The sequence below is a fragment of the Levilactobacillus spicheri DSM 15429 genome (assembly GCF_001435095.1).
In the GTDB taxonomy this organism is placed as follows: Bacteria; Bacillota; Bacilli; order Lactobacillales; family Lactobacillaceae; genus Levilactobacillus; species Levilactobacillus spicheri.
In genome coordinates this window covers 87,324-104,345 of the sequence record NZ_AZFC01000015.1, presented here as the reverse complement: position 1 = coordinate 104,345, position 17,022 = coordinate 87,324, and the positions used below count along the sequence as shown (strand labels likewise).

The following is a 17,022-nucleotide window of genomic DNA, read 5'->3' as shown; positions in this document are numbered from 1 at the left end:
CCGCCATCCCAGGCGGTTATTGCGTATACCGTGCTCAGCTAGGCTCAATGAATCATCATGAAGCGGCGTCTCACGTACTAAAACTGCGTGGGGCGCCGTTTTGCGGTCTTCTGGTGACCAGCATCCATCGTCACCGGTTCGCCGCTGAATCAGACCTGGCTCCGCACCGACTAATCCTGGGATGAATGATATATTATGTTAATTGATGATAAATATATTGAATGCGCCTAAACTAATAATGATTAGGTTCACATTTTGTAACACAATTATTTTGAGGTTGTGCTACAGGTTTAGGAGGCTTATAACCATGCTACATATGAAATCGACGCTCTTCGTCGCCACCCTCGCGCTGGGATTCCTGATTCCGGCGGGGGTGGGAACGTCCACCGCGCCATTCGCCAGCGCACCCACCATTGCCCACGCCGAGGGGACCGTCCCAAAGTCGGGCACCATCGGGCAGGGGTGTCACTGGGAACTGAACGATAACGACACCACGTTGACCCTCAGCGGGGGGACCCTGCCCAACGGTTCATTCGATGATGATTCCAGTCCCATCGTAAACGATATTCGCGCGATTCAAAGACCGGACGGCAGCGATGTTTCTTGGTCCGAGACGATTCAGCCCGAGAACATCACGAAGCTCATTTTAAAGGGGCCTATCAAGACCGGGACCAGTGCGGCCAAACTTTTTTATGCCTTCTTGGGGACTAAAACCATTGACGGCTTGGACCAGTTAGATACATCCGCCGCCACGGACATGCGCTCAATGTTCGATAACGATCAGGCCCTCACCCATCTGGACCTGAGTCACTTGGATACCCGCAACGTGACCCAAATGACTAACATGTTCTTTGCAGACTACGAACTCGCCTCACTGGACCTCAGCAGCTTTCAGACACAGAACGTCACCGACATGGATTATATGTTTTCCTCTGACAGTCAGCTGACAACGCTCAACTTCGGTCAGAACTTCGACACACAAAATGTCACCAACATGAATTCTATGTTTGAAGATGACCCGCAATTAGCCACCCTTGATCTTCGCCAACTAGACACGCAAAACGTCAAGACCATGGCGAGTATGTTCAGTAACGATTTGGCCTTGAAAACGATTGACTTGAGGGGCAAGTTCACGACAGGCAAGGTCACTGACATGAGTAGCATGTTTTACAATGATTACGCCCTCACCAGTCTGGATCTCAGCAATTTTGATACCCAGAACGTCACCGATATGGGTGGCATGTTTACTGCGAATCATGCGTTAACTAAACTCGATCTTAGTCATTTTAAAACCCCAAAGTTAAAGACGATTTCTGGCATGTTTAACGATGATCCGGCGCTCACGACCCTGACCCTCGGCAATGACTTCAGCACGGCAAACGTCACCGATATGGGGGATCTATTCAATGGCGACGTTGCTTTAACCGAAGTTGACGTTCAAAAATGGGATACCGCCAACGTCACAGATATGCATAACATGTTTAAGGACACCGCAGCGTTAACCACCCTCGACCTCAGCCACTTCAACACCGCCAACGTGACCACCATGAACGGCATGTTCGCTGGTACCTCTAAACTTACTAGCCTAGACATTTCCGGCTTCAACACGGGTCAGGTCGTCGACTTCGGTGACATGTTCAACGGTGCGGCTAGCCTGACCCACCTCGACCTCTCAAACTTTGTCACGACCGGCATCGTTCCCATCGCTGAAATGGTTAGTGGCGGCGCATTTAACAAGATGTTTGCCAACATGTCCGCTTTAAAACAGCTGAATATCGCCCCCTTCGACTCCCGCATATTGTCCACCGTGGAGTACCTTGGCCAAGACGCCACCACCGATGCCTTCTTCCAAAACGATCACCAACTGAGCGAATTGACGCTGGGACCTAACATGCAATTTCTTACTAGCGTCCACGATGGTTACCAAGGTGACCCCGCGGCCGTTCATTCACCCGAGCTCCCGGCCATCACCCCCTCGACGACCTACACGGGCAAGTGGCGGGCGGTCGCCGGTGGCACCACGACCGCGCCGGGTGGCAAGACGGCCTACACCAGCGACGACCTGGTCAAGCTGTACGCCGGCGACACCCGGCCAGCTGCCGTGACGACCTACGTCTGGGAACCCTTGGTCACCCTGGGGCAACCCGTCACGATCCATTACGTCGACCAACGGGGCAAGTCGCTTCGCGCTACCAGCGAGCTGTCCGGCAACGTTGGCAGCTCCTACACGATCAAACCCGCCAAGATTCGGGATTACCAGTTCGTCAAGGTCAGCCAGGGCGCGCTCAAGGGAACCTACAGCGCCAAGCCACAAACGATCACCCTGGTCTATCGCAAAACCACGACCCCACCGGTGACCCCAACGACGCCGAGTGGCAACTCGAACACGAACACCAGTAACAGTAGCAGTAGCGCCACCAGCAACAGCGGTTCGTCCACCACGTCCAGCACCACGCCGACCACGCCCGCGCCCACATTAAAGAAGGGCCAGGCCATCACCGCCGTCAAGAAGCTGGCCCTGTACCGGACGCCGAACTTCAGCAAGCACACGCGCAAGTTCTACTACGCGAAGCAGCCCCGGACCAAGCGGCCCCAGTTTCTCATCACCGGCGTGGCCAAGTCGCGCGCCGGCCACCTGCGCTACCTGGTACGGGACGTAACGCCGAACACCCAGCGCACCGGTCAGACCGGCTACGTGACCGCCCAAGCCGCGTTTACGGTCAAGACCTACTACCAGCACGCGCCCAAGCGCGTCAAGCTCCTGACCGGGACCAACGCCTACCGCGAAGTGGCCCTCAAGCACCGGGTCAAGCACTTTAAGCGCGGCCGGGTCCTGCGGGTCAAGAAAGTCGTGACCTACCACCTGACCACCCGGTTCATGCTGACCAACGGGACCTACATCACCGGGAATAAGGCCCAGGTCTTAGCCCAGTAACGCCCTGACACATGAAAAAAGTCGTCCCAGCCGCTGTTGAATGACAGTGACTGGGGCGATTTTCTACCCTCTACAATGACCAACGACACACCGGTTACCCGGGTTTCACGCGAAACATCCGCCGCACGTCAAAAACCAGGCCCCGTTCGACAGTTCGTCGTGCGGGACCTGGTTCGTGGCTAGACGATTCGTTTAGTAGAAGCTGGGCTTGGTCCATTCGGTATTCGGTTCGCCGATTCCCAGGCTTTCCTTGTGGTAGTCCTGCTTCCCCGTCAGTAAGTCACTGGCAAAGGTCGCGACCGCCTCCCGGCTAATCTGGGCGTCCTTGAAGGGTTCGCCCTTCTTGGTCACGTCAACGGCCGTCTTGGACGCGTCGTTATACAACCAGGTCGTCCGTAAGATGACGTAGTCGAGGTCCGAATTTTCGACGGCATCGACCGTGTCCACATAGTTGGTCTGCCAAACCAGGCCGGTGTGTTCGCGGTACCAAGCTTGGAAGGGCCCCGCCACTTCTTGGTACACGTCCGGAACGGACATCGTGACGAAGCGCTTCACGCCGGCGTCGTCCAACGCCTTGATCAGGGGCACCATGATGTCTGGCGTAGCAACGTAAGCCAGGAAGACGGCGTTGGTCCCGGTAAAGGCCTGCTTCAACGCCGCGGGGTCCTTGAGGTCACCATCGACAAAGCTGACGCGGTCACCGGCGAACCGGCTGAGGCGCTGGCTAGCGTTCCGGCCGAATAAGACTAGGTCGGCATCGCTGTGGTCTAATAAGTCTTGAACGGTTAATTGGCCAATTTGGCCAGTGGCTGCTAAAACGGTGTATTTTGTCATACTCTAAAATCAATCCTTTCAAATTTTAAGTTATCTATTCTGCTTCATTGTGCGTTGACGCCTAACGACTAATCGCGCAGGGCCTTCAGGCTTTGACCGAAGATGCTTTCGATGGCGGCGGGGTCACGGTGGTCAAAGAACTGACTTTCGTTCTTGTCGAGACCGTTCAAGACCTGCATGTCAGCATCGCTCAATTCAAAGTCAAAGACGTTGAAGTTTTCGGCCATCCGTTCCTTGTGAACGGACTTAGGAATGACCACGATGCCCCGTTGGAGTAACCAGCGCAGGATGACTTGACCATTGGCCTTGCCGTACTTTTTCCCGATGTTCGCGATCGTTTCGTTGGTGAAGATGTGGTGTTGCCCTTCAGCAAACGGTGCCCAGGCTTCGACCTGGATGTCCTGGCGCTTGGCGAAGTCCACGGCAGCGGGTTCTTGGAACCACGGGGAAACTTCAATCTGGTTCAAGGCTGGCTTCACGTCAGACATCAGTTCCAGGTTCATCAACTGGTCGGGCGCAAAGTTCGAGACCCCGATGGACTTGATCTTGCCGGCCTTTTGCGCGTCAACTAAGGCCCGCCAAGCACCGGCAACATCACCATACGGTTGGTGCAAGAGGTAAAGGTCCAGGTAATCCAGGCCCAACTTGGTCAAGGACTCATCGATGCCCTGCGTCGCCTTTTCGTAGGTAAAGTGGTCGACCCACAGCTTGGACGTCACGAAGATGTCCGACCGGTCCACCGAGCTCTTCTGAATCGCGGCACCGACCGCTTCTTCATTCCCGTAAGCCGCCGCGGTATCGATCAAGCGGTACCCGGTGTCCAGGGCATCACTGACCGCCTGTTCGGCCTGGCTTAAATCGGGAACTTGGAAGACCCCGAATCCAAGTTGGGGCATCTTGTGACCATCGTTTAACGTAACGTATTGCATAAGTGATAATCTCCTTTAGTTTTTTATGATTTAAGTTATCAATCTCTCAACGCTTATTAGTATAGGGCCGCACCCTCAGAATGAAAATTACCGCTTGGGTATGCTACTATACAGGTAACGCATAGTGAACGAAGGAGGAATTAAGTTGGTTCTCAACTTAGAGCTATTGGCGGAATTAGTCGCCTTTCAACAATACGGGACCCTCAGCGCCACTGCCGAACACCTGATGATTACGCAGCCATCCGTGACCCGCGGGATGCGGCGGCTGGAAGCTGACCTGGGCGTCACCCTGTTCGACCGCCGCGTCAGCAACCACATCACGTTAACCGATACGGGGGCGTTAGCGGCGACCGAGGCCCAAAAATTACTGGCGGCCAGCGACCGTTTCGCGGAAACCGTCCACAACTATGACAACGCCCAACACGAGATGACCGTGGCCTCAGTCGCCCCCGGCCCCATCCGCTTCGTCGACGAAATCCACTCCCAATTACCGGGACAACTGACCCTCAGCCACACCAGCATGACCGCTGATCAAGTCATCCCCGCCCTCCAAACCTTCAAGGCCCGGTTGGTATTCACCAACACGGAAATCATGACCGACGAGATTGAGTCGCTCTACCTGGGAACGGAGTCGATCGGCCTGGGCATCGACAAGTTCAATCCCTTGGCCCAGCGCCAAGCGGTGACCTTTAACGACTTGACCGGGATGAGTTTTCTGGTCGTTCAGGATATCGGCCCCTGGAAGAAAATCGTTGAAGATAACATCCCCGACGCCGCATTCCTCTACCAGGCCGATCTGGGCGCCATGAGCCAGATTAGTCGTTACTCCAACTTTCCGTTCTTTTTCTCCAACCTCACGCAGGCCACCTCGGCTACTGCGGCCCGGTTTGACAACGACACCCGCAACCGGGTTCCGATTGAGGATCTCCACAACCAGCTGGAATTCTACGGAACTTACCTCAAGCGCGACCGCCAGACGATACGCCCCCTCCTGCAAAAAATCAGCCAACTCTGGCCCGCTTAACGCCAGTCAAAAACCCAGCCGGGACTGCTCAATTGACGAGCAATCCTGGCTGGGTTTAATCATGGAATTTTAGGTTAATGGGCGCGACGTTCTAATCGCACCACGTTTAACATGGCGACCAGGGCCACCACGGCGTAACCCGCAAGCACAACGGCGGCGGTGTTAAACGCCGGGGCAAAGGCCCCAATGTTGGCGGTCAATGCCACGACCACGGCTAACCCAATTGATTGGCCGGTCTGGTGGAAGGTGTTAATGACCCCCGAAGCGGCCCCGGCAATATCGGGGGTCGCGTGCGCCACACCCAATGTGGTCAACGGGCTCATGGCGAAGGCTTGGCCGATACCGACTAAGACTAGGGGAGCCGCCAGCGATAACCAGAAGCCCCGTTGGACGCCCACTAAGGCGATCCACACCATCGCCACCACGGAAATGGCAGCGGCTAGGACGACGATTTTAGCCGCCGATAGATGTTTACTAAGCCGCCCGACCTGGGTCGCAAAGATAAACTGCGGCACCGACATCAATAACGTGGCGATAGACGCCTGTAACGGCGTGTAATGGTACAGATTTTGCATCAACTGTGGTGCCAGATATAAGAACGAAAAGCACATCCCGATGATGAAGAAACGAGTCATGTAGGCCCCCACCCGGGTTGGATCTCGGAAGAGTTGTAGCGGCATAATTGGCCCCGCGGCCCGCCGTTCCTGTAAGATGAACAGCACTAAAAAGAAAATTCCCAGGATCAACGCGACCAAACGATACGTCTCACCATTGATACTGTAGATGATGCCCGCGATACCTAAAACGGAGAACAGCGCCCCCGGAATGTCGAGCGCTTCGTGGTGCGTTGCTGGTCCCGGTTTCACATAACGTAACGTCAATCCAAACAAGATGACGCCCACGGGAACGTTAATCAAAAAGCCCACGCGCCACGAGGTGAGGCTGGCGATCAGCCCCCCAATCAACAAACCCAGGCTTGAGCCTAAACCGGCGGTCATGCCGTAATAGTTAAACCCCTGCTGCAACATCTTGCCCTGATAGTTATCCAACAGCAACGCTAACGTGGTGGGCGCCAGCACGGCGGATTCAATCCCCTGAATGGCGCGCATGGCAATGATCATGGGGCCGTTGACCGAAAACCCCACGGCTAGTGAGGACACCGTGAACAGACCTAACCCCATCAGGAAAAGCCGCCGGCGACCGAAGATATCACCCAAGCGGCCGCCCAAGAGTTGGAGGCCACCAAACGTCAACACGTAGGCAGTCGACACCCACGCCAACGCTTGCGGTCCCATTTGGAGGTCGTGACTAATTTTCACGGTACTGGTGAAGACCACCGAATTATCTAAAAGGATCATGAAGTAGCTGATTAAGACGATTGGCAACACGATGCCAAAGCGTTGTTTTTTCATTTTATATTTCCTCCCACGTTTAAGCTAACGTTGCCTAGTGTAGGGGGAAACGGTCCCGAAGAAAATTACCGATAGAGAATGCTACTATTCGACAAACGCATAGTGGTGGGCCGGAAGAGCACCGCGGCGGTCCATCTACGGCAGTTACGTAGTCGTTTTGAATGGGACGAGCCCACTCGAAGCAACCGTCAATCCTGATTCAATTCAACGCTGGTCATTAAAAATGGCGTCCCAACCGCTGATCCCTCAGCGGGTAGGACACCGTTTCCAATCCTAATGCCACTTATTCTTGACGTGCCCCATCCAACAAAACGATGACCTTGCCGAAGCTCCCGGCCGACTGGAGGTAGGCGTGCGCGGCGGGAACCTGGTCGAACGAGAAGACCTTGGTCGGGGCCACGGGTACCCGGTAACGGGCGATGAAGTCGAACAGCTCCTGCAACAGGGCCTGCGACACGTCCCCGGACGAAAAACCCGTGAGGTAGGCGTTGTTGGGAATGTCCATGATGGGGTCCAGGTCGAGCACGGTCCAGACGCCCCCCAATTCACCCGTAGCGTTCACGATGCCGTTTTCGTTCAGGTGGCGCAACGAGTCCTTGACGCTTAACGGTCCAATCAAATCGATGATCTTGTCGAAGTGCGCGGTCCCGGCCGGCAACTGTGCGCTGTCGGGGGCCACGATCACGGCGTCGAAGCCGGCATCCAGTAACTGTTGCCGCTTAGCCGCACGCCGGCTGGTCCCGGTGACGTGAATTTGCGGGTTAAAGGCCTTGATCAGGCGCAGGTCCGCCAAGCCGACCCCACTCGTCGCGGCCCGGATCAATACCCGGTCGGTTGCCTGGAGGTGCAGGCTCTTGAAGATCCCGTAGGCCGTGTAATAGGTTTCCGGCGTGGCCACCAGGTCGGCGAGCGGTAACGTGGTCTGCACGGTGTAGAGCTGGTCATTGGGCAGCAGCACGTACTCCGCGTAGCTCCCGTCGTAGGCGCGGCCCATCTCCCCCATGATGGAGACCACCCGCTGACCGGGGGCAAAGGCCGTCGGGTCGCTGGTCTCGTCGACGAGGCCCACGACCTCGATCCCCAGGATCCGGGGGAACTGCACGCTGGGCGACTGGCCCTCCCGGGTGAAAATCTCCGAATGATTCACGCCAAATCCCAGGACCTTGACCCGGGTCCAACCGGGCTTGACCGGTGGCGTGGGGACCGTGGTCAGTTGCAGGACTTCCGGACCCCCGGCATGGTTAACAACGTAGGCTTGCATGAACGCTCATCCTTTCTCGACTGTGGTTAATTGCTTCCAGCATGCGCCTTTACGCGCGGGGGCGCAACGATTCACCCTCGCAGTCCCCGCGTCTGGTGGTCGTTTGTCCATCCCATCTTTCCCCGGTTCATCACCCCACCTTTCCCCAATTGCGGTGGCGTTTGCATAATTTTTGCTATAAACTAATCAAGTGAAACGAAGCACTTTTAGAGGAGGAAACATGATGCATACGCACACAACTTTTGGGGTGAAGTGGCTGGTCATCCTGGCGCTCTTTTGGGGCGGCCTGGTCACCACGACCACGCTGACGCCGACCACCGTGGCCCACGCCACCACGGTCTACGTCACCCGCACGGGGAAGCACTACTTTTATCAACGGCACGACCGCGGGCTGAATCGGGCCAAGAAGGTCTACGCGGTCTCGCTGGCCGAGGCCAAGCGGCGCGGCCTGACGCTGTCGGCGACCGAAAAGGCCCCGGCTAAACGCCGGACACCGAAACGGCGGACCGTCAAACGGGTCAAGCGCCGCACGGTCAAGCGGGTCACCCGGCCACGCGCCACGACCAAGCAGACGCCGACCTACCGGGTCCGGGTCGTGAACCACAACAACCCCGGCTTCAGCAAGGCGACCCTGTCGACCAAGCACGGCGCCTGGCAACGCTACGGCAACCTGGACGGTTATAACCGGGCCACGGTGGCCAACGCCCTGCTGAACCGCAAGCTGATGCCCAAGGGCCAACGGGAGGCGCTCTACGTCAACCCGACCGCCTGGCACAACAAGAAGATCAAGACCGGCTGGTTGTATAACCGCTGCCACCTGATCGGTTACCAGCTGACCGGGCAGAACAACAATCTGAAGAACCTGATCACCGGGACGCGTCAGCTCAACGACCCGGGGATGACCACCTACGAGAACCGCGTGGCGGCCTACCTAAAGGCCAGTCCGAAGCACTACGTTCGTTACCGGGTAACGCCCGTCTTCAAGGGCCACGAGCTGTTGGCCCGCGGCGTGAAGATGCAGATGCAGTCGGTGGGTTCGAACAAAATTCGCTACAACGTTTACCTACCGAACACCCAGAGCGGCATGCGGCTGGACTACGCGACGGGGTATAGCAAGGTCGCGGCGTAAGCTCATTCACGCATTACGTCTGAATAGCCTTTTTAAAAAGCGTCTGGATTCCGTACACAATCGTACGCAATTCAGACGCTTTTTTATGATAGTCACTCTAGAAAGGTAAGCGGTCTTCACACAATTACTTTCGCTTTCTCCATGACTGCTTGATTAGGCTCATGATGTATTCCAAACGCTCATCATTTACAATGGATAGCTCATACGCCCCGTTACCCCAATGCCCCGTATCACTGACATCTCTAAATAAGCCTTCCGGATCATCCAACTCCCCTTTATCTAAATTAATCCAGATTTTAAGTTTCCTTTTTTGAGGTAATAAGTCCACGACGTTATGGCGATTTAACCGAAATCCAATATACACTTTGGTTGCTTTGATTTCGAAGTTAGCATCCCAGTCCAATAATGTTTCCTTTATTTTTTCATATAACTCCTGAACACTATCAGACCCCTTACCAACCAAATCACTTTCCTTAATTGGCGTAAGCTCTTTAATGTCTTTCACTTTAACGGCATCATTTTTAGACAATTCCATGTTGTCATTTCCAACGTTATTGGCATTGCGTGGCACATTGTTCGTCTTCTCTAGCTTATTTAAACTCACTACGCCATTGGCAAAGCAATCCGCCGTATACAACTCAATGGGCAGGTCTGGGTTACTTGCAGCATCTCGTTGATACTCATCAAATTTCTGGGCAATAAAAGCAACCCGGGTTTGTGTCCAATCAAAATCATTCGTCCGTCGCCGCTCATTGAATTTTTCATTATAGGCCAACACAAAATCTGCCTTATGATTAATAAGCGTATTTAGGTAAGCCGTCCCCTGATCAATAACGCTGTATCGCTGGGTTCTTTTATACTCAATAATGACGAACGCCCGCATATCCCTATCATACCCAATGGTATCCATCCGGTACTTCCCAACTGTAAATTCGGAAGCTATAAAGTCAATATCCATCGTTAATGCAAGATTTGCTTCTATGATGTTCTGTAACTGCCTTTCCTTGTTAAACCCAACGGCCGTCATTTCATTTAAACCAACTTTTTGTCCTGCTTCATTCATCTTCAACTGATAAAGTTTCACGGTATCCTCACTTCCATTGCTGATACTTCCCCAATTACCTGATTTTAATAAAGGACACCTGACACGGTCTTACTCGACCGGTCATCCTCTCTTTTAACCAGTTTACACCACTTTCCCCAAAAGCTCCCCTTGCATCAATGACCCCCTGATTGGCACAAAATGTTATGATGATGGCATCAATCATCATTCATCCCGGTCCGCCTATTCGGTAAGATAGACGGGTGCGTCAAGAATCTTGTGTAAACTCGTCTTTGTATGATTGATCTTTTAGAAGTTTAATCGAACATTGAGTCTAAAGTATCTTGGCAACTGGCAAAGCCACGGTGGGTCCGACCAGCATTGCGGTCGTTATAGTCGAGACATCGGGTAACCGTGAATCGGGACAGAGAATCTTCATTCGGGAATTGTTGTTTCTTCCGAATATTGGACTTAAATCCCTTGTTAAAGGATTCAATCAGGTTAGTCGAGTAAATACTGCCGCGAATAGCTTTGGGGAAGGCGTAGTAGGTAAACAGATGCTCCTGCTGGGCTAGGTTTTTGAGGCTAGGATATTTCTTTCCCCACACTGCGATAAATGCCGTTAAGGCTTCTTTGGCGGCCGCTAATGGATGGAAGCGTTCGACCTGTTCGGCGATGTTTTGAGTGATGTTGGACATGGTCGCTGGCGTGTAATAACTGCCATACATTTTCTCCATCAGTTCGGCGATTTCTTTGGTGGTGATTCCCCGGCGATAAAGGTGAATCACCATATCTTCTAAACTATCAGTTCGGCGTTGATAACGATCAATCGTTTGTTGTTTAAATTCTCCGGTGCGGTCCCGAGGGACCTGCACCGTGATGTCACCGTATTTCGTCGTTAATTGCCGTTCATACGAACCATTCCGATAGTTGTTAGTTTGGTCAGGCCGTTGATAGGCCTGATAACCTAGGAAGACTGTCAGTTCATTTTTAAGCAGGCCGTTGACGGCCTGCTCAACGGCTTGACGAATAATTTCACCAACATCTTCTTTTTTGGCTAGTGCTGCCATGATTTCTGTGCTAAGCTCATTCATATGGGAACGTCTCCTTTGTGATTGTGGTGTGGTGCTTTAATCATACAGGGAAGACGTTCCCTTTTCTAATACATATGTGAATCAGCGTTTACACAAAATATTTTACGCTCCCCAAACACTAGGAAGTGGTAGAACTTTCAATTTACTACCCGCTTGAAATGTCATTAATGCCATGTATACTAAATGGTATAAGCTTTCATCCTTCATTAAATTTACATAGATTCATTGGGTTCTCACTAATTGTCCAGCTTCCCATTCATTGCAATAATTTTCTACAGGGGGATACAATCATGAAAAAATTAAGACTAGCCATCTTTTTAGGTATAACAAGTCTATTTTTAGGCATTGGTATCTTATCGACAGTAAATATTCCGGAGGCATCTGCGTCACATGTTGTCCACTATGTACCCAAGGCCTATCGTCATACGTGGCATGGGTGGGATGGTGATTGGATAACATTCAAAAAGCATAGTTTGTCCGCAGGATACCTTGAGCAACGGAATGTATACGCTGGCGTTGGATTTTCACGAATTTATTCTAGCAAGCATATTCGGGTTTACTCTGATAACATGCCCGTTTATGATTTAAAATTAAAACACTTTAAGAATAAATTCTATCGTGATAAACAGAAGCATTGGTATCTGACTATTCACGCCCTAGGCGAAAGCGGTAGTATCCAATACCGAAAATAATTACTACTTTGTAGTAATAAAGAAACGGACTGCCTTCTAAATAGCAGTCCGTTTTTACGTAACCTTTCACAACAATTCCTAGACGATTTTATTGAATCTCATCAAGCAACCCCCAAGATCCTACTTGACTAAGGAATCACGTATTTTTACTTGCTCTGAATTATATTCAAATTTCAGTCCTCGTTTAATTACTTCAGTTCCGGATACTGCTTCACTAAAGTTTCTGCTGCTCGCGCAATGTCCGCATTAGTCGCCATGCTTGGTTGAGCGGCCGCAATAATCACAGAATCTGGAATACTCTTCAAAACGGAAGATGAGAGATCTTGATTTAAAGCCAAAATATTTCTAATCGCATTGGCCTGTTTATGATCAGCCGCGGTCGTTTTAGTATTTGAGGAGCTGGAAACCTGACTTGATGACTCCGACGACACATCCTGTGAACTCGATGCTACTGATTCAGCCTTACCGATTTTGTCAGAAAGTTGTTGCAATTTAGTCGTTAGTGCTGACGAGGCATCCTTATTTTTAGGAGCTTTCTCTAATTCAGCCTTTGCCGTTGTATAATCTCCGTCCTTATAAGCGGTGGTAGCCTGGTTAAGGGCCTTCACTTGAGCTAAATACGTCTTAGCCCTTTGCGATTTTCCATTCGCATCAACAGCATTTTCAAAATACGATTGCGCTTTGTTAGTATCATCAGTGGCAACGGCATCTAAGCCCTTTTCCAGCATCTTTTGATAATACGGCTTAGCTGAACCTACCTTTGAAGATGAAGTGCTCTCCGTTTTAGCAGGCTTCGATTCACTACACCCTGCTAATGTGACTGAAGTCAAGCCCACTAAACATAGTACTGCCACTATCTTTGTACCTTTTCCCATTAGTAATCCTCCAGAAATGTAACCGTTTTACGTATTATATTACTAAGTATACTTCAAATCCTAAAAAAGAGTCGCACCCTTCTTACAAGCCGACTCTCGTCCAATTATTGAAATACCATTAATGATGTGTATACTAAACTCTGTGAGGAGGTATTACCCATGAATAAACTAAAGACAACCGTTTTGATCACTGTTGCAACATTGGGATTGACGTTAGCCACCCCGGCATCCAACCAAATTGCACAAGCTGCAACTTGGCATAAGGGCACACCGAAAGCGCTTCGTGGCAAATGGCGTGTCAAAGGACTTCCATCCGACGCGGCTAGGTTACATATCACTAAATCACGCGTATATTATTTTTCTGCTGGGCCATATTATTTAAAGGACGTGACTTACAAAAGGGTGAGCCATAACTCATACAAAGTGCGTGGTTATGAATACACTTACCGATTCCAGTACGACACAATGAAATTCAAAGTAATTAACCACAATCACATCAAGCTATCTACCTACAGTACGGCGTTCTACAGAAAGTAAAAGATAACCTTCGCATTATTTATGATGTGGCGACCGTAACACCTATAATACCTGATGCCAATCAGATTCATCTATGATTATCGGATAACTGGCAATTATAACTATTCAAGAAGTTAGCCACAGTTCCAGCCATGTTCGCTTTATCTTTAAGAATCGTTTCACATAAGCTGAACCAGTCTTATTGCTAAAACACTACCCGACCTGGTACCGGATCACAATCATTTTTCTATAAAAGTTTCCCCTTTCCCGGCAAACGACAGATTGTGTCGCCGTGATTTCGTATACTGTTATCAGGAATCACGAAGGAGGAAGTTTTACATGAAAATCACGAAGATTTTAGGAGCCCTGCTAGCGGTCGTTACCTTGGGAACGGCCGTCGCATTGACCCCTGACGTTTCGGCACAGGCAAAGGCGAAGGCCCAGTATAGTTTGAAGTCTGTCCCGAAGAAATTCCGGGGAACCCGGTACAGCTACTCTAAGGGAGCCTACACGAAGCTCGTCATCAGTGCGAAAAAGTTCGCTACATACTACTCTGACCGTCCGGAATATAACTCTGCTGTTACAGTAAAATCGCTAAATCTGAGCCGTGATATCACCAAACATGATTTTAATCGTGCCGACAATAGTGGCAACGGCTGGCAAGCCATTTACGTCAAAAAAGGGATTCTTTACGATTTCAACTGGTTCGACTACTATAAAGATAAGAAAATAAGTCACATTCGCTATAAGGTTATTAAAAAAACATATAACGGTAAACGGATCAAGGTGTTGCATGAAGTCTACGCAAATGTTAAAAATTACCGTGACCCGTCCGTGGAGTACAGCTCTAACGAAATTACCAACTATTACTCAACCAAGGCCCAAGCCAAGCACTTCGGTTCTAAGTAGCACCCCTTGGTTCCCATCGACCCACCAAACGCAAAGGCGGCTTCTCTGGAATCTAAGAATTCCGGAGAAGCCGCCTTTTTTTGAAACGTAACCCATCGTTACGCTTCCTAAATCTCCAATTTATTTCCTGATAAATTGGTTATTTCGAGAAAATTTCTATTTCAATCTCTTCTGTTGCTCTAACTCTTTTAGTCTTTTTAATGATGCCGTATTTGTGGTCAATGTTTCCAGCTGCCTAACAGCCATCTGATTTAACTTTTCAGTTCGCTCAATATCGGGTATTCGACTAATTATTAGTTCGGCATTATAACTTTCTAGATTGGTTAGAACCGTAAGCTGCTCTAAACTAGCATTATCACGAATATTACCAGTAGCTTCAGGATGTCCATTTTTCCATTCGCGAGCAGTCTGTCCAAATAATGCCACATTTAAGCGATCAGCCTCAGTAGCATATTTATAGCTAGTTTGCTTAGAAGACAGAACTGGAACAATATTATTCTTAATCGCGTCAGTATGAATTCTATAATTAATTTTTGCTAACTCACGATTAATATTCCAATCAATATTAAGATGGCTATGACTATCGTGTTTTAATTGCTGATAGTCCTTAATAAGATAAAGCTTGAATTCTGGTGAAATCCACGCTGCAAAATCGAACGCAATGTCAGAATGCGCATAAGTACCACCATAACGACCTGGTCTGGAAACAATACCAATTGCTGAGGTTTCTTTTATCCATTTTGTGGGAGATAGAATAAAAGAATGGGATCCCGCCTCATCAAGCAAATGATTTAGTCCGTGAATATTAAGTTTATCATTATGAAGTTTCTCCCAGGTTCCTAAATATTCAATAGTATTTCGGGAACGTATCCAATTACGCAATAATTCATTAGGCTCATCAGGCGCTTTATACTTAGCAATATCCGTAAGACTGATATAATCAGTGGCTCCATCATATTGAAAAACAGAAATAGCAACTCCCGAACTGTGGATTGTCCCTCTATTATTTGACATTATTTAGCCCCTTTTTAAACCCGTCGATTTCGACGGGTTTAGAATACGAACATTGACTTAACGCTGATATAACAAGGTTTCTACTTGTGGATAACTTTTGAGACTTCACGATATATGATTAAATGTGTCTATATTATATCACGGGTATCTGGGTCACGGCCCAAGGTTAAATCAGCATAAACAATAAAAATTAAACACTACGGTAAATACTTACAACTTGAGAGTTTAACCATGCCGGCCTGTCATCAAACATAAATTTGTCATCGAAATTAGATGGATTCTAATTTTTCTGTCTGCGCTATGCATGCCAGGATGGAATGATAACGGTTGTATTTTTAGAAAAACCACTAACCAATAGTTAATCAATGCCTCTATCATTTTCAAAAATCGTATCACTTATGGTACGGCGACCCGTAACACCCGACACAGCGGTTCTTAAAAACACGCCGTAACCTCATCATACCAGGTTACGGCGTGTTTACTCTATCTGACAGCTATTATTTACTCAGCCAATAGTCGATCGATGGCTTGAGCAACCCCATCATGGTCATTATCCGCGGTTACCCAATCGGCCGCTTGCTGAATTTCGGGATGTGCATTTCCCATCGCAACAGCGGTGCCAACCGTTGTGAACATCGGTAAATCATTTGCTTCATCCCCAATTCCGACTAACTCATCGGACTCTAATCCTAAATGAGTCATCAAATCCGTTAAGCCGTGTCCTTTATCCGCTTGGCGGTTCAAGACTTCCAAGAAGTAGGGTTGTGACCGGACAATGTAATACCGTTCCCCAAAGAGCGCGCGAAAAGCTGATTCAACCGTGTCGAGCTTCGCCGGTTCATCAGCCAACATCACCTTAGCCAGCGGGAAACGAATGGGAAAGTCTTGTGGCGCCAACATCTGGATGCCCGCTTGATTTTCCGCCGCCTGTCGGACCGTCTGCCAACTGATTTGTTGATTTGGGGTATAAATCTGGCTTTGATCATCTAGCGCGTTGAAATGGACTTGGTGCTGGTCACAGAAGACCCGAATACGCTCAAAATCATCCGCCGATAAGAGGTGCTTCCCTAAAATTCCCCCCGTCACTGATTGCGTTACCGCGCCATTGTAGGTCACCACGTACTGATCAGCTCCCTGAATCCCGAGTTCTTGCAAGAAGGGACGCAACCCCGCTAATGGACGGCCCGAACAAAGTACGATTTTTACTCCCAGTGTCATCGCCCATTGAATCCGGTCTTTAACGGTTGGCGTTACCTCCAACCTTGAGTTGAGCAACGTATCATCAATATCAATTGCAATTACCTTAATCATCGTTGATGCCTCCACATTTATAATATACAATCTTTATAAATTAAG

General features: G+C 50.0%; 15 protein-coding genes. 6 read left to right on the top strand and 9 right to left on the bottom strand.

All coding sequences use genetic code 11. The features are described 5' to 3' along the window. The first annotated feature begins 307 nt into the window (after nucleotides 1-307). Nucleotides 308-2,935 carry a BspA family leucine-rich repeat surface protein gene (locus tag FD37_RS04335; RefSeq protein WP_056963701.1) on the top strand — a complete coding sequence of 876 codons (2,628 nt, stop codon included), beginning with the start codon at nucleotides 308-310 and terminating at the stop codon, nucleotides 2,933-2,935. 192 nt (nucleotides 2,936-3,127) lie between these two features. Here the strand turns inward: FD37_RS04335 and FD37_RS04330 are convergent, their stop codons facing one another. Both FD37_RS04330 and FD37_RS04325 read right to left on the bottom strand, forming a co-directional pair. Beyond that, entirely contained in the window at nucleotides 3,128-3,769 is a 642-nt protein-coding gene (locus FD37_RS04330; protein WP_056963699.1) for an NAD(P)H-binding protein, read from the bottom strand. A gap of 68 nt (nucleotides 3,770-3,837) precedes the next feature. Next, complete coding sequence (locus FD37_RS04325; protein ID WP_056963698.1) at nucleotides 3,838-4,698, bottom strand: aldo/keto reductase; 861 nt, start codon at nucleotides 4,696-4,698, stop codon at nucleotides 3,838-3,840. A 145-nt stretch (nucleotides 4,699-4,843) separates the two neighbouring features. Here FD37_RS04325 and FD37_RS04320 point away from each other — a divergent pair, with 145 nt between their 5' ends. After that, a complete protein-coding gene (locus tag FD37_RS04320) occupies nucleotides 4,844-5,722 on the top strand; it encodes a LysR family transcriptional regulator (RefSeq protein ID WP_056963696.1) in 879 nt (292 codons plus the stop codon). A 74-nt stretch (nucleotides 5,723-5,796) separates the two neighbouring features. Here the strand turns inward: FD37_RS04320 and FD37_RS04315 are convergent, their stop codons facing one another. Together FD37_RS04315 and FD37_RS04310 are read right to left on the bottom strand one after the other, a co-directional pair. Then, nucleotides 5,797-7,134: an MFS transporter gene (locus FD37_RS04315; RefSeq protein ID WP_056963694.1), complete on the bottom strand. Its 1,338-nt coding sequence runs from the start codon at nucleotides 7,132-7,134 to the stop codon at nucleotides 5,797-5,799. 283 nt (nucleotides 7,135-7,417) lie between these two features. After that, complete coding sequence (locus FD37_RS04310) at nucleotides 7,418-8,395, bottom strand: zinc-binding alcohol dehydrogenase family protein (protein WP_056963692.1); 978 nt, start codon at nucleotides 8,393-8,395, stop codon at nucleotides 7,418-7,420. Between the two features lie 223 nt (nucleotides 8,396-8,618). On the opposite strand from FD37_RS04310, the gene FD37_RS04305 reads away from it, so the two are divergent. Continuing rightward, complete coding sequence (locus FD37_RS04305; protein WP_082605118.1) at nucleotides 8,619-9,524, top strand: DNA/RNA non-specific endonuclease; 906 nt, start codon at nucleotides 8,619-8,621, stop codon at nucleotides 9,522-9,524. A gap of 124 nt (nucleotides 9,525-9,648) precedes the next feature. Here the strand turns inward: FD37_RS04305 and FD37_RS04300 are convergent, their stop codons facing one another. Continuing rightward, nucleotides 9,649-10,608, bottom strand: coding sequence for a DUF5655 domain-containing protein (locus FD37_RS04300; protein WP_056963690.1), 960 nt, complete (start codon nucleotides 10,606-10,608; stop codon nucleotides 9,649-9,651). 275 nt (nucleotides 10,609-10,883) lie between these two features. After that, nucleotides 10,884-11,660 carry an IS256 family transposase gene (locus FD37_RS04295; RefSeq protein WP_056963689.1) on the bottom strand — a complete coding sequence of 259 codons (777 nt, stop codon included), beginning with the start codon at nucleotides 11,658-11,660 and terminating at the stop codon, nucleotides 10,884-10,886. A 290-nt stretch (nucleotides 11,661-11,950) separates the two neighbouring features. Between FD37_RS04295 and FD37_RS04290 the strand changes: the two genes are divergently transcribed. After that, nucleotides 11,951-12,352 (top strand): hypothetical protein, encoded by a 402-nt coding sequence (locus FD37_RS04290; RefSeq protein WP_056963687.1) that lies wholly within the window; start codon nucleotides 11,951-11,953, stop codon nucleotides 12,350-12,352. 188 nt (nucleotides 12,353-12,540) lie between these two features. Here FD37_RS04290 and FD37_RS04285 read toward each other — a convergent pair whose 3' ends face one another. Beyond that, entirely contained in the window at nucleotides 12,541-13,227 is a 687-nt protein-coding gene (locus FD37_RS04285) for an outer membrane protein assembly factor BamD (RefSeq protein ID WP_056963685.1), read from the bottom strand. Between the two features lie 159 nt (nucleotides 13,228-13,386). Here FD37_RS04285 and FD37_RS04280 point away from each other — a divergent pair, with 159 nt between their 5' ends. Further along, on the top strand, nucleotides 13,387-13,764 hold the full coding sequence (locus FD37_RS04280) for a hypothetical protein (protein ID WP_056963683.1): 378 nt from the start codon (nucleotides 13,387-13,389) through the stop codon (nucleotides 13,762-13,764). 318 nt (nucleotides 13,765-14,082) lie between these two features. Further along, nucleotides 14,083-14,652, top strand: a complete 570-nt coding sequence (locus tag FD37_RS04275) for a hypothetical protein (RefSeq protein ID WP_045807706.1) — start codon at nucleotides 14,083-14,085, stop codon at nucleotides 14,650-14,652. Nucleotides 14,653-14,808: 156 nt separating this feature from the next. Here the strand turns inward: FD37_RS04275 and FD37_RS04270 are convergent, their stop codons facing one another. Continuing rightward, nucleotides 14,809-15,666, bottom strand: a complete 858-nt coding sequence (locus FD37_RS04270; RefSeq protein WP_056963682.1) for a KilA-N domain-containing protein — start codon at nucleotides 15,664-15,666, stop codon at nucleotides 14,809-14,811. Nucleotides 15,667-16,167: 501 nt separating this feature from the next. Continuing rightward, the gene (locus FD37_RS04265; protein WP_056963680.1) at nucleotides 16,168-16,977 is read right to left on the bottom strand and encodes a Cof-type HAD-IIB family hydrolase; all 810 of its coding nucleotides are present in this window, start codon (nucleotides 16,975-16,977) and stop codon (nucleotides 16,168-16,170) included. Between the last annotated feature and the right edge of the window lie 45 nt (nucleotides 16,978-17,022).

What these genes read in the sequence shown, in the direction of transcription:
- FD37_RS04335 (WP_056963701.1), top strand. Translation starts at nt 308, where the DNA reads ATGCTACATATGAAATCGACGCTCTTCGTCGCCACCCTCGCGCTGGGA.
- FD37_RS04330 (WP_056963699.1), bottom strand. Translation starts at nt 3,769, where the DNA reads ATGACAAAATACACCGTTTTAGCAGCCACTGGCCAAATTGGCCAATTA.
- FD37_RS04325 (WP_056963698.1), bottom strand. Translation starts at nt 4,698, where the DNA reads ATGCAATACGTTACGTTAAACGATGGTCACAAGATGCCCCAACTTGGA.
- FD37_RS04315 (WP_056963694.1), bottom strand. Translation starts at nt 7,134, where the DNA reads ATGAAAAAACAACGCTTTGGCATCGTGTTGCCAATCGTCTTAATCAGC.
- FD37_RS04310 (WP_056963692.1), bottom strand. Translation starts at nt 8,395, where the DNA reads ATGCAAGCCTACGTTGTTAACCATGCCGGGGGTCCGGAAGTCCTGCAA.
- FD37_RS04305 (WP_082605118.1), top strand. Translation starts at nt 8,619, where the DNA reads ATGCATACGCACACAACTTTTGGGGTGAAGTGGCTGGTCATCCTGGCG.
- FD37_RS04295 (WP_056963689.1), bottom strand. Translation starts at nt 11,660, where the DNA reads ATGAATGAGCTTAGCACAGAAATCATGGCAGCACTAGCCAAAAAAGAA.
- FD37_RS04290 (WP_056963687.1), top strand. Translation starts at nt 11,951, where the DNA reads ATGAAAAAATTAAGACTAGCCATCTTTTTAGGTATAACAAGTCTATTT.
- FD37_RS04285 (WP_056963685.1), bottom strand. Translation starts at nt 13,227, where the DNA reads ATGGGAAAAGGTACAAAGATAGTGGCAGTACTATGTTTAGTGGGCTTG.
- FD37_RS04280 (WP_056963683.1), top strand. Translation starts at nt 13,387, where the DNA reads ATGAATAAACTAAAGACAACCGTTTTGATCACTGTTGCAACATTGGGA.
- FD37_RS04275 (WP_045807706.1), top strand. Translation starts at nt 14,083, where the DNA reads ATGAAAATCACGAAGATTTTAGGAGCCCTGCTAGCGGTCGTTACCTTG.
- FD37_RS04270 (WP_056963682.1), bottom strand. Translation starts at nt 15,666, where the DNA reads ATGTCAAATAATAGAGGGACAATCCACAGTTCGGGAGTTGCTATTTCT.
- FD37_RS04265 (WP_056963680.1), bottom strand. Translation starts at nt 16,977, where the DNA reads ATGATTAAGGTAATTGCAATTGATATTGATGATACGTTGCTCAACTCA.